Raw genomic sequence first — 12,039 nt, forward strand, 5'->3', positions numbered from 1 at the left:
CATGCCCTCGTCAGTTGAGCCCCTGCAGGCCCTTGATCGCCAGCAGGTGCAATGGATAGAAAGCGTAACCCCAGCGCCCCACCGGCCGAATGCGCCGGTTGTCCTGGCGCAGCAACCAGCAGCCCAGCGCAATCGCCAGTGCGGCCATGCCAGCAACCTGCAAGGCAATGGGTGCCAGAGGGTGACCGCGCAGCCAGCTATTGGTGAAGTTGCCCGCCACCGCCAGCAGACAGGCCAGCGCCCAGCACCACCCTCCCCGGCTTCTGGCCAGCAACAGCGCCGCCGGCAGCAACACCCCCGGCAAGCCGTACATGATCTGCGCACTGAACAAGGTTGCCAGCAGCACCGCCAGCAGCGCGCCTACGCGGGCCAACGGCCCGGTGTGGTGCACACCCCAGGCTACCAGCAGGCCAAGGGCCAGGGTGGGGATCACGTTGAGCGTGCTCGAGCCATTATCCAGCCAGCGGTATGGCGCTTCGGACAGCACTGCGAACAACAGCAGCCACCCCAGGTAGCGGGCATTGCCCGGGGTGGCGAACTGGCCGGGCAAGCCACGACCGACATTCACCGCTATCGCCAGGCAGAACAATGGAAATGCCAACCGCCCGAGCACGAACAACCCGTCGGCAGCCGGCCACAAGTAACGCAAATGGTCGGCGACCATGGTCAGGATCGCCGTCCATTTCACCAGGTCCAGCCCGGCCGAACGCATGCTCAGTGCCGGGCCTCGGCAGCATGCCCTTCAGGCTGGGCCGCCCAGGCTGCCAGGGGCAGTGGCGGTTGCTGAGTGAATACGCGCTGCCAGATCAGCGACAGCTTGTCGCCATCGAACAGCGACGCCGCCCCGCCCCCCACCCAGCCACGGGGCTGGATGGCCTGCCACTGCCCGGCGCCATCGCGCTGGGCCATCTGGAAGCGGAAGGTGTAGTTGCCGGGGATGCCCATACGCAGGTCGGTGACCACCAGCGCATCGCCCACCACGTCGTAACGCAGCCAGTCGCCGGTGAACCAGCGCAGGCGCTCGTGCAGCGGCACGCCGTCGAGCACCTTGCCGGCGGCCAGGTTGCGCGGCTGGCGCAGCAGTTCGGGCGGGTCGCGGTCGAACCAGCTGCTGACGCCTTCGTAGTAATCGCCATCCGGGGTCTTGGCAAGCACGCGCCACACCAGGGTATTGAAGGCGATGGGCACGGCGCGCACCTCGCTGGCGGCGATGCCCTGCTGCTGCAGTGCCAGTTCGAAACGCTGTTCGGCGGCCATGCGCCCGGCCAGGCCGAAGCCCAGGTAAGCGGTACTGAAGGCCAGCGCCAGGCTCATCAACATCACCGCCCGGCCCTTGAGGCCCTTGATCGCGGCATACAGCACGGTCAGCAGCAACGGCACGGTGTAAACCGGGTCGATGATGAACACTGCGGCCCAGCTTTCTGGTGTGCTGTGCAGTGGCCAGAACAGTTGTGTGCCGTACACGGTGAAGGCATCGAGCACCGGGTGGGTGATCAGCACCAGCCAGAACGCCAGGAACAGGCGTGGCAGGGTGTAGCCTTTGTTCGGCCAACAGCGGTTGACCAGCCAGGCCAGCAGCAGGGCCAGGGCAGTGAGCACGAAAACCGAGTGGGAGAAGCCACGGTGGTAGGTCATCTGCGATACGGGGTCGGCGTAGCGGATGACCACATCGAGGTCGGGCAAGGTGCCCAGGGCAGCGCCGTAGAGCAGCGAGCGGCGGCCTTGCAGGCGGCCCAGCACGCTGCCCTGCAGGGCGGCGCCGAGGACGGCTTGGGTCAGTGAGTCCATTGCGGGTTCCGGCGACGGGGTTGTGGGAACGTAACGGTTTCGGGGTGGGGAGTGCAAATTTTCGGGGGTGGGTGGGGGTACGCCGAGGGGTTGCGTCAGGGCTGACAGGTGAATAAGCGTCACTATAAATAATGAATGCGCATAAAACTTTTAAAACCAACCAGCCAGACCACACGGCAGGTCGGCGCGGGCCAGCCGGTTACCCCAAGTGGCGCAGTGGCCGCCCTCGAAGACCCACTGTTCACAGGCCTCGACCTCGTGGCACAGGCGGGTGTTCTCGGCCGGGCTGCCAGTGGATGGTGTCGATGTGTACCACACGGCATGCCGGTGCGTTGGCCCAGCTGGCGAGCCAGGGTGCTTTTGCCAGAGCCTGGCTGGCCGACGATCATTACCCGCTGCATTGGAACTCCCTTTCGCCATGCATCCTGATTTTTCGGGCGGCGGGAGTGTTCGGGAATGCTTGCGCGGTTGCTCGCAAATCATGGCACCGGCTTGCAGGTGATCGCCAGCAAGCCGGCTCCTACAGGGTGCTCAGCCCTACGAGCTCACCGCCTTCGTGCCCGAAGACATGGGCGGTGCCCCGTACGAATGCACGATCAAGGGCGGCCTGAACGTCATCATGTGATGGCCGCGCAGCCGCCCCCTGCCAGCGCGCCGGCTTACCAGTTGTAAGTCACAGTGCCGTACATCGTGCGCTGCTGGCCATACTGGCAACCCACGTTGCTGAAGCAGCCGGCCACATAGTCCTCGTCGAACAGGTTGGTGGCGTTCAGCGATACCTCCAGCCCGTCCAGCGACTTGTCCACCTTGCCCAGGTTGTAGGCCACCAGCGCGTCGACCACGGTGTAGCTGTCGACCTTGAAGCTGTTGGCCGAGTCACCGTAGGTGCTGCCCACGTAACGGGCGCCGGCGCCAATGCGCAGGCCTTCGAGCAGGCCGCCCTGGAAGTTGTAGTCACCCCAGATCGAAGCCATGTGCTCGGGGATGCGGAAGGGCGTATTGCCCTTGGTGCCCAGGTCCGACTTGGTCACCTCGACATCGTTCCAGGTGTAGCTGCCGATCACGTTGAAGCCCTTGCTGATCTCGGTCTTGGCTTCCAGCTCGACGCCCTGGGAGCGTACTTCGCCTTCCTGGCGGGATGCATTGTTGACGGTCTCGGTGGCGTTCTGCTTGGTCAGGTCGAACACAGCCACGGTGTACAGGCTGTTGCCGCCCGGCGGCTCGTACTTCACACCCACTTCGTACTGTTTGCCGACCTCGGGTTCGAGCTGCGAGTTGTTGGCGGTCACGCCCATCACCGGCAGGAACGACTCGCTGTAGCTGGCGTACGGGGCAATGCCGTTGTCGAACAGGTAGACGATGCCGGCACGGCCGCTGAACTTCTCGTCCTTCTGGGTCTGCGGGTCGCGGTCGTCCTTCTGGTTGCTGGCCCAGTCGTAGCGGCCGCCGAGCAGAAACACCCACTTGTCGATCTTCAGCTGGTCCTGCAGGTACACGCCGGTCTGCGACAGCTTCTGCTCATAACTGGCACGGCTGAACGGGCTGAAGCTGAGCGGCTGGCCATACACCGGGTTGTAAACATCAAACAGGCCGTTGATCAAATTCAGCGACTGGTCCTGGTCGAACTTGCCGTTGTTGTAGTCCACACCGGTCAACAGGGTGTGCTCCACCGGGCCGGTGGCGAAGTTGGCCTGCACCTGGTTGTCCATGGTGAACAGGCGCCCGTCGCCCTTGCGCGCATCGGCGTAGCGCATGTACTGGTCGCCGATCGGCATGAGGATGGCAATCTCTGCGCTGGACTGGCGGTAGTCGCTGTAGCGCACGTTCTGGCGCAGGGTCCAGATTTCGTCCAGGTGGTGCTCGAACACATAACCCAGCGAGGTCTTCTCGTTGGTCATGTAGTCGTAGGCGCTGTCGCCGACATAGGTGTCACGGTCCAGGCGCCCGCGCGGGTCATGGAACACCGTGCCCTGGGCCGGCAGCGGGTTGGCGAAGTTGCCGGTCTGCTTCTGGTATTCGGCCAGCACGGTCAGCTCGGTGTCGGCGTTGGGCCGGAAGCTCACCGCCGGGGCCAGGTACTCGCGGCGGTTGGTGATGTGGTCGGCCTGGGCATCGGCTTCACGGAACAGGCCGGTCAAGCGGTAGCTCCACACGCCCTCCTCGTCCAGCTTGTCGCCCAGGTCGAAGGCCGCCTGCTTGTAGTCATGGTTGCCTGCCTGCAACTGCACCTGGCGCAGCGGCTCGGTGGTCGGGCGCTTGCTCACCAGGTTGATCTGGCCACCCGGGTCGGAGGCACCGTACAGCACCGAGCTGGCCCCGCGCAGCACTTCGATGCGCTCAAGGCCATAGGGCTCAGGGGCGTCCCACCCTAAAAAATCCGGCAGAAAGGTGCGGGTGCCATCGCGCAGCATGCGCCCGGTGCCCTGCTGGAAGCCGCGAATGGTCAGCTGGTCGGTGACGAACTGCGGGCCGGCAAGCTCCGAGTTGATGCCCGGGGTATAACGCAGGGCCTGGGCCACGGTCTTGGGTTGCTGGGCCTGGATCTGCTCTCGGGTCACCACCGACACCGAGTACGGGGTTTCCAGAATCGGCGTGTCGGTTTTGGTACCGGCCGACGCGCGCTTGGCCACGTAGCCGTCGTCCGGGGCCACCGAGCTGTAGGCCTGGCCAGAGATGCTGGTGCTCGGCAGCATCAAGGCCGCCTCGTCACTGCTGCCCTGCAGGGTGACGTGGTTGCCTTCGATGCGGTAGGCGATCGAGGTGCCCAGCAGCAACTGGCGCAGCGCCTCTTCCGGCTCCATCTGCCCGGACACGCCGCGGCTGCGCAGGCCCGAGACGGTGTCCTGGTTGTAGATGATCTGCAGGTTGGCCTGGTTGCCCAGGTCGGACAGCGCCGAGGCCAGCGGTTTGGCCGGGATGTCGATGCGCACCGGCTCGGCCTGGGCCGGCAGAGCGGCGGCGATGGCCAGGCCCAGGGTGGCGGCAGCGATGCAGCGGCGCAGCCGGACGGCCGGTTGATTCAACGAAAACGCGCTCATGATGCTCCTGACAATTATGGTTATGTTGGCGTATTGATGAGGTTCTGGCGCCTGGCCAGCGGGCAGACCACGCAGCGCTGCAACGGCAGACGCTCGCGCAGGCAACAGACCCGCCGCGTCACCCCGGCGGCATCGCGCCGCAGGGCTGCACGCAAGGCACCGCAGGCATCCTGCCGACGGGTATCGCGAAAATGCGCGCGTGCTTCCCCCAGCGCGCGGTCGGGCAGCCAGCCCTGGGCCATGTCCAGCACCCAGTCGATGCACAGCGCCACGTTGCCCCACAGCAGCCGCGGCGCCAGCCCGGTGTGGGCGGCGAAGCGGCTGACCAAAGGTTGCAGCAGTTGTTCGTGCAGCAGCTCCAGCAGGCGCGCGCCATCGCGCTCGCCAAGTACCGCGCCTGTGGGCTGCGGCAGGTGCAGCTCGGCCGGCGCGCCTTGGGCATCGACAGTCATGCGCAGGCGGGCCGGGTCCAGGCTCGGCGGCTCGGCCTCCAGCAGCCCGCCCAGCAACAGCGGCGGCAGCAGCAGCGCGCAGCTTTCCTGGTGCCACTGCGACGCCACCGCCCGCGGGTCGGCCTGCGGCCAGGTGCGTGCATAACGTGCCAGGGCAACGCCCAGCAGCTTGGGCTCCAGCCAGCGGCTTAGCGACGGCGCATCGCTGTGCGGCAACTGCCGCCAGCGTGCGGCCAGCGGCTGCAGGTCCGCCGGCAGGCGCTCGGCCAGGGTCACGTCAGGTCGGCCTCGGTGGCGCCGGCGTGTTGGCGTACCAGGCGGCCCTGCTCGATGCGCAGCAAGGTGTCGGCGGCGTCGAAGTAACGGTCGTCGTGGGAAATCACCACGATGGTCTTGCCCAGGCGCTGCAGGTCAGGCAGCAGCTCGGTGTAGAAGATGCGGCGGAAGGTCGGGTCCTGGTCGGCGGCCCATTCGTCGAACACCAGCACCGGGCGGCCTTCGGTCCAGGCCTGCAGCAGCGCCAGGCGTTTGCGCTGGCCGGTGGACAGGTCGAGGGTGGAGAAACGGCCATCGTCGAGGCTGACCTTGTGGGCGATCTCCAGGCGTTCCAGGTAGGCCATGGCATCGGCCGGCACATCGCCGCCGGCCTGTACCAGGTCTTCGAACAGGAAGAAGTCCGACAGCACCGTGGTGAACAGCTGGCGGTAATCGTCACGCTGCTGTTCGCCCACCGGCACGCCGTCCAGCAGCACGCTGCCGCTCTGCGGCACGTACAGGCCCAGCAGCAGCTTGATCAGGGTGGTCTTGCCGCCGCCGTTCTCGCCGACGATGAACACGATCTCGCCCTTGCGCAGCGACAGGTTCACCGGGCCAATGGCAAAGCCCGGGGCACCCTCTTCGGTGGTGTACTGGTAGTGCACGTCGCGCAGTTCGATGCTGTCGATGGCGGTGCGGGCCGGGGCGTCCTTCGCCTCACGCAGGCAGGGCTCGGGCGAGGTGAACAGCTCGGAAAGCTCGGCCACCCGGCGGAACGCCACCTGGGCGCGGCCGATGTTCGGCAAGGTGCTCAGCAGGTGTTCCAGTGGGCCTTTCATGTACAGCAGCACCAGGATGAAACCGCTGAGGGTGGCGGTGCTGGTGCTCGGCCACATGGCCTGGAAGCCGAGCGCCACGCCGATGACGATGAAGAACAGGGTCGAGCCCACGCCCTTGGCCACGACGAACTGGTTGATCGAGTTGACCTGCTTCTGGCAGATCGCATCGGCAGTGCCTTCGATGCTCTCGCCAAGCAGACGCAAGCGGCGCGGGCGGTTGATGCGCAGCTCCTTGGCGCCTTCGGCGATGGAGCGGTAGTGCTTTTGCAGGTCGTCTTCCAGGTCGCGGGCCTCGAAGAAGCCCTTGATCCCCCGTGAGCGGGCATAAAATTGCGCCACCGAGCCCAGCAGAATGGCCACGGTGGTGGTGATGAACATCGCCGGCGACAGCTGCACCAGGTACACCAGGCAGCCGAGGGTGACGCTGGCCGACACCGCCAGCGGTGCGAAGGCGAAGGCAAAATCGCTGATGGTGTCGACGTCGTGGGTCAGCACCGGGATCAGCCGGTGGCTGCGGTAGCGCTCCAGCTGGTCGATCGGCGCGCTGAGAATCTTCAGCCCCAGCGATTTGCGCAGCCGGGCAATCACATGCTGGCCAACGTAGTTGGTGCCGATGTCCGAAACCACCGACCCCAGCAGCGCCAGCAGGCACAGGCCGGCAAAGCCCAGCAGCAGGCCGCGGCTGGCGCCACCTTCGGCGTGCAGGGCATGGTTGATGGTGGCCAGCAGGCCGGTGATGCTCAGGCCGCCGAGAATACCCAGCACGGTGGAGACCAGCAGCAGCGGCCAGAACGGGCGCAGAATCTGGGTCAGTTCACGCAGGTTGGTTTTTGGGAGAGGGCTCATCGTCGGGGGTTCCAGGCGGGTCTTGCCTGAACGACGAATGAGGTTGGTTTTTGTTCAGCGAATTTTCTGAGGGCGACTGCCTTGAGTTGCCTGTACCTGCCCTATCGCCGGCAAGCCGGCGCCTACAGGTACCGCAAAGCCGTCGCGGTCATTGCAGAAGATCACCCAGCCCTGTGGGCTGCGCTGTCGCGCAGAGAACTGATCTCGCAGATGCACTGCGGTCTCTGTGGGAAGCGGCCTTGTGTCGCGATGGGCTGCACAGCAGCCCCGGCAATGTTGCATGAGGCCGAGGCCTTGGGGCCGCTTCGCGCCCCATCGCGACACAAGGCCGCTTCCCACAGGGACCGCGTTAAATCAATACGTTGTAGTTTGTTCCATGAGAACCAGCTTGCCGGCGATAGGGCCATCAGCCCTGCGTGCGCCTGCGCCTCAGCGCGACGAAATCATGATCACGCCATCACCCTGGCGCAGTTGCACCGGCAACACCCGTGGCAGGGCCTTGACCAGTTGGCTCAGGTCGTGCGTGTCGTAGATTCCGCCAAAGCGCAACTCGCCGGCCGTACTGCTGGCGTCCAGCTGCAGCGGCACCTCGAGGTAGCGGTTGATCTGCGGCAGGGCGTCGCGCAGGCTGATGTCATCGAGCATCAGCTTGCCGTTACGCCAGGCCAGGGCCCGCGCAGGGTCGGTGCGCCCCAACTGCAACATGCGCCCATGGCGCACCACTGCCTGCATGCCGGCGGTCAGCTCGGCGCCCTGGTTGCGCCCCTCGCCGCCGTCGTTGCGCGACACCAGCACGGTGCCCTCGGTCACGGTGACGGTGGTCTGCACCTCGGCGGTCCACACATTGAAGTGCGTGCCGGTCACCCGCACCCGCGCATTGTCGGCGCTGATCACGAAGGGTTTGTCGAGGTCGCGGCGCACCGCAAAGTACGCCTCGCCGTCGCGCAGCAGTACCTGGCGCTGGTCGCGAAAACCCAGGTACAGCAGGCTGGTGCGCAGGTTCAGCTCTACTTCGCTGTGGTCGGGCAGTTGCACCTGGCGGCGGCCCTGCTCGGCCATGTAGTAACGCACGCTGCCCGGCAGCACGCCCCACGACCAGCCTGCGGCCCAGGCGCCGCCTACCGCCAGCAGCACTGCCGCAGCGCGCGCCAGCATGGCGCCTGTGCGCCGGCGGCGCACAGGCAGTGCTACAGGTGCTGCAGGGCGCGGCGGCAGCTGTTCGCTGACCTGCCACACCCGGCACATGTTCAGGTACTCCTCGGCATGCACCGGGTCGGCGTCGTACCAGCGCAGGAATTCGATGCGGTCGGCGTCGCTGCACTCATCATCGAAATGCAGGCGCACGCACCAATCGGCGGCCATTTCGCTGGGAGTCTTCGGGGCTTGGGGAGGGGTTGGCATGTGCGGCTGGCGGTGTGGAAATTTCGCCAAGCTTACTCCAAGTCAATGGCTTGTGGTGGCCTGCGGGGCCAATTCTGCGTTTTTAAGAATCAACCCCGTCGCCGGTACAGGTATCGCTGAACATCCCCGCCGCTCATTCGTCACGCTGATGTACGCCCCTGCACCGCCCCCTGTCGGCGACCCAGGGCAGCCCATCAAAGGAGGATCCGCGCATGCCCAGCACCCAGCCCTTCGACGTTATCGGCGTCGGCTTCGGCCCATCCAACCTGGCCCTGGCCATCGCCCTCGAGGAGCAGGCCGAAAACGGCGCCCGCCGCGCGCGCAGCCTGTTCCTCGACCGCCAGACCGACTACCACTGGCACGGCGACACCCTGGTCAGCCAGAGCGAACTGCAGATCTCGTTCCTCAAGGACCTGGTAACCCTGCGCAACGCCACCAGCCGCTACAGCTTCGTCAACTACCTGCAGCAGCACGGCCGGCTGATCGACTTCATCAACCTCGGCACCTTCTACCCCTGCCGCATGGAATACAGCGACTACCTGCGCTGGGTGGCCACCCACTTCAGTGACCAATGCCAGTACGGCGAGCGCGTCGAGCGCATCGAGCCGGTCAACAACGGTGGTGGCGACATCGAGCTGCTGGACGTGATCTCGGTCGACAGCCACGGCCGCGAGCACCGCCGGCGCACCCGTTCGGTGGTGGTTGGCACCGGCGGCACCCCGCGCATCCCCACGGTGTTCCAGGGCCTGCGCGACGACACCCGGGTGTTCCACCACTCGCAGTACCTGAGCCGCATCAACCAGCAGCGCTGCGCCCGGGGCGAGCCGATGCGCATTGCCGTGGTCGGCGGCGGGCAAAGCGCCGCCGAGGCCTTCATCGACCTCAACGACAGCTTCCCCAACGTGCGCGTCGACCTGGTGCTGCGCAGCGAAGTGCTCAAGCCTGCGGACGACAGCCCGTTCGTCAACCAGATCTTCGCCCCGGAAAACACCCACCTGTTCTTCGACCAGCCCGAAACCGAGCGCGAGCGGCTGATCAGCGAGTTCCACAACACCAACTACTCGGTGGTGGACCTGAACCTGATCGAACAGATCTACGGCATCTTCTACCGCCAGAAAGTCTCGGGCAAACAGCGCCACGCCTTCCGCTGCCGCACCCAGGTGCTCAACGCCAGCAGCCAGGAGCACGGCGTGCGCCTGCAGATGCGCGACATCGCCACCGGCCAGGAAGAGGCCCACCACTACGATGCGGTGATTCTTGCCACCGGCTACGAGCGCAAGTCGCACAAGGCCCTGCTGGCGCCGCTGGCCGAGTACCTGGGCGACTTCGACGTGGAGCGCAGCTACCGCGTGCGCGCCACCCCGGCGCTGAAAGCCGGCGTGTTCGTGCAGGGCTTCTCCGAGGCCAACCACGGCCTGAGCGATACCCTGCTGTCGGTGCTGCCGGCGCGCGCCTGGGAAATCTCCGAAGCCCTGCTGGCCAACGCCGAGGCTGCCGAACAACGCGCCGAAAGCCAGGGCCTCAAGGAAACTGCCGCATGAACATGAGCACCGGGCCACTGAGCCCCGCCCTGCCCCGCAGCAAGCCCAATGGCGAGCTGTACCGGCGGTTCGACGAGCGCGTGGGGGCGTGGTTCTCGCTGCGCACCCTGGACATCGAGGCCGACCTTGAGCGTTTCAATCGCTGGCAGAACAGCGCCCGGGTGGCGCACTTCTGGCAGGAGCAAGGCAGCCTCGACGAGCACCGCGAATACCTGCAGAAAGTCGCCGACACCCCGCATATCTTCAGCGTGATCGGCTGCTTCGACGACGAGCCTTTCGCCTACTACGAGGTGTACTGGGCCCAGGACGACCGCATTGCGCCGTTCTACCCGGCCGGCGAGTTCGACCGCGGTATCCACATGCTGGTGGGCGAGGAACACCACCGCGGGCCGGCCAAGGTCGACTGCTGGTTACGCTCGCTGGTGAGCTGGCTGCTGCTGGACGAGCCGCGCACCACCCGCGTGGTGGCCGAGCCGCGGGCCGACAACGCGAAGATGATCGGCTACATGGAGTCGGTGGGGTTCAACAAGGAGAAGGAATTCGACTTCCCCCACAAGCGCGCCGCGCTGATGCTGCTTGAGCGCCGCGATTTCGGGCCGGTGCTGGTTGGTTGAGATTGGTGCGGGGTGAGCCCTGGCAGCGCATTTGGGCTGGCAGGGTTCGCCGGCAAGCCGGCTCCTACAGGTACGGCACTGACCTGAAGCTCATGCAATCCCTGTGGGAAGCGGCCTTGTGTCGCGATGGGCTGCGAAGCAGCCCCGACAATTTTGCATGATGCCAAAATCTTGGGGCCGCTTCGCAGCCCATCTCGACCGGACGGCGCCCCGGCAAGGCCGCTTCCCACAGGATTGCGCCGAGGCCAAGCCCTGCACTGAACCTGTAGGAGCTGAAGATCTACCTCAGGCCCTCAACGCCTCCCCCAGGCTCCCCGCCATCTGCCCATACACCTCATCGATCCCCGGCATGACCGCCGCCATGCGCAACAGGTCGTGCGTCGCGGCATAGCGCTGGCAGTCAACCACCACCCCCGCCTGCTGCAAGCGCTCGGCATAGGCCTGGCCTTCATCCAGCAGCGGGTCGTACTGCGCCAGGGCGACGAAGGCCGGCGCCACACCGCTCAGGTTTTCACACAGCAACGGCGAAAAACGCCAGTCCAGGCGGTCGTCCGCGGTGCGCTGGTACTGCTGGTAGAACCACTCAAGCGTTGCGCTCTCCAGCAAATAACCCTCGTCGAACAAGTCGTTGGACACCGTGGTGCGCGACGCATCGGTGCTGGGGTAGCACAGCAGCTGCAGGCGAATCTGCGGCGTGCCCGCCTGCGCCGCCTGGATCGCCAGCACGGTGGCCAGCGTCGCCCCGGCGCTGTCGCCGCCCACGGCCAGGCGGGCAACGTCCAGGCCATGGGCTGCGCCCTCGGCCAGCAGCCAGGCCAAGGCGTCCTCGGCATCGAACACCGCGGTCGGGAAGCGCTGCTCCGGCGCCCGGCGGTAATCCACCGCCAGCACTGCGCAAGGCGTGCGTGCGGCAAGCTCGGCGCAAATGCCGTCGTGCGAGTCCAGGCTGCCGACCACATAGCCACCGCCATGGAAGTACAGCAACACCGGCAACGGCCCGTCGCCAGCCGGCTGCGGGCGGTACAGGCGCAGGCCCAGTACCGCACCGTCACGGCTTCGGGCACTCAGCGCCTGGCGCTCAACCTGCGGCCAGGCCCAGACCAGCCCGCGCGACGCCTGCTCGAACTCCTCACGCGCCGCCTGCGGGCTCAGGGCGTGCAGCGGCGGGCGGCCGGCGAGCCGGCCCTCCTCCACCAGGTCCAGGAACGCGCTCAATTCAGGGTGCAAAGACATACCGGGTAATCCTTCAAAAACGGGCGAACGGC

Annotated in this window: 8 protein-coding genes and 2 pseudogenes; 2 read left to right on the forward strand and 8 right to left on the reverse strand. The window is 66.3% G+C overall.

The features are described from left to right. Positions 1–10: 10 nt before the first annotated feature. The 7 genes and pseudogenes from KSS93_RS18260 to KSS93_RS18285 form a co-directional block, all read right to left on the reverse strand. Complete coding sequence (locus KSS93_RS18260; RefSeq protein WP_217885368.1) at positions 11–712, reverse strand: TraX family protein; 702 nt, start codon at positions 710–712, stop codon at positions 11–13. Between the two features lie 2 nt (positions 713–714). Beyond that, entirely contained in the window at positions 715–1,788 is a 1,074-nt protein-coding gene (locus KSS93_RS18265) for a metal-dependent hydrolase (protein WP_217885369.1), read from the reverse strand. A 177-nt stretch (positions 1,789–1,965) separates the two neighbouring features. Further along, a pseudogene (locus tag KSS93_RS26550) lies at positions 1,966–2,189 on the reverse strand (AAA family ATPase); the annotation flags it as partial. Between the two features lie 258 nt (positions 2,190–2,447). Then, entirely contained in the window at positions 2,448–4,826 is a 2,379-nt protein-coding gene (locus KSS93_RS18270) for a TonB-dependent siderophore receptor (RefSeq protein ID WP_217885370.1), read from the reverse strand. A gap of 20 nt (positions 4,827–4,846) precedes the next feature. Next, positions 4,847–5,554 carry a siderophore-iron reductase FhuF gene (gene fhuF, locus KSS93_RS18275; RefSeq protein ID WP_217885371.1) on the reverse strand — a complete coding sequence of 236 codons (708 nt, stop codon included), beginning with the start codon at positions 5,552–5,554 and terminating at the stop codon, positions 4,847–4,849. Further along, entirely contained in the window at positions 5,551–7,218 is a 1,668-nt protein-coding gene (locus KSS93_RS18280) for a cyclic peptide export ABC transporter (RefSeq protein WP_217885372.1), read from the reverse strand. Before KSS93_RS18280 ends, fhuF begins: the two co-directional genes overlap by 4 nt. A gap of 429 nt (positions 7,219–7,647) precedes the next feature. Further along, positions 7,648–8,580, reverse strand: coding sequence for a FecR family protein (locus KSS93_RS18285; RefSeq protein WP_217885373.1), 933 nt, complete (start codon positions 8,578–8,580; stop codon positions 7,648–7,650). Positions 8,581–8,831: 251 nt separating this feature from the next. Here KSS93_RS18285 and KSS93_RS18290 point away from each other — a divergent pair, with 251 nt between their 5' ends. Together KSS93_RS18290 and KSS93_RS18295 are read left to right on the forward strand one after the other, a co-directional pair. Further along, the gene (locus KSS93_RS18290; protein WP_217885374.1) at positions 8,832–10,160 is read left to right on the forward strand and encodes a lysine N(6)-hydroxylase/L-ornithine N(5)-oxygenase family protein; all 1,329 of its coding nucleotides are present in this window, start codon (positions 8,832–8,834) and stop codon (positions 10,158–10,160) included. Further along, a pseudogene (locus KSS93_RS18295) lies at positions 10,154–10,774 on the forward strand (GNAT family N-acetyltransferase); the annotation flags it as partial. The gene KSS93_RS18290 and the pseudogene KSS93_RS18295, both read left to right, overlap by 7 nt. Positions 10,775–11,059: 285 nt before the next feature. On the opposite strand, the gene KSS93_RS18300 reads toward KSS93_RS18295, so the two are convergent. Next, complete coding sequence (locus KSS93_RS18300; RefSeq protein ID WP_217885376.1) at positions 11,060–12,007, reverse strand: alpha/beta hydrolase; 948 nt, start codon at positions 12,005–12,007, stop codon at positions 11,060–11,062. Positions 12,008–12,039: the final 32 nt, after the last annotated feature.

Origin of the sequence: Pseudomonas xanthosomatis (assembly GCF_019139835.1) — a bacterium.
GTDB classification, from domain to species: domain Bacteria; phylum Pseudomonadota; class Gammaproteobacteria; order Pseudomonadales; family Pseudomonadaceae; genus Aquipseudomonas; species Aquipseudomonas fakonensis.

Excerpts from the sequence above, each read along its gene's own strand:
- KSS93_RS18260 (WP_217885368.1), bottom strand. The coding sequence starts at position 712 with ATGCGTTCGGCCGGGCTGGACCTGGTGAAATGGACGGCGATCCTGACC.
- KSS93_RS18265 (WP_217885369.1), bottom strand. The coding sequence starts at position 1,788 with ATGGACTCACTGACCCAAGCCGTCCTCGGCGCCGCCCTGCAGGGCAGC.
- KSS93_RS18270 (WP_217885370.1), bottom strand. The coding sequence starts at position 4,826 with ATGAGCGCGTTTTCGTTGAATCAACCGGCCGTCCGGCTGCGCCGCTGC.
- KSS93_RS18280 (WP_217885372.1), bottom strand. The coding sequence starts at position 7,218 with ATGAGCCCTCTCCCAAAAACCAACCTGCGTGAACTGACCCAGATTCTG.
- KSS93_RS18285 (WP_217885373.1), bottom strand. The coding sequence starts at position 8,580 with ATGGCCGCCGATTGGTGCGTGCGCCTGCATTTCGATGATGAGTGCAGC.
- KSS93_RS18290 (WP_217885374.1), top strand. The coding sequence starts at position 8,832 with ATGCCCAGCACCCAGCCCTTCGACGTTATCGGCGTCGGCTTCGGCCCA.
- KSS93_RS18300 (WP_217885376.1), bottom strand. The coding sequence starts at position 12,007 with ATGTCTTTGCACCCTGAATTGAGCGCGTTCCTGGACCTGGTGGAGGAG.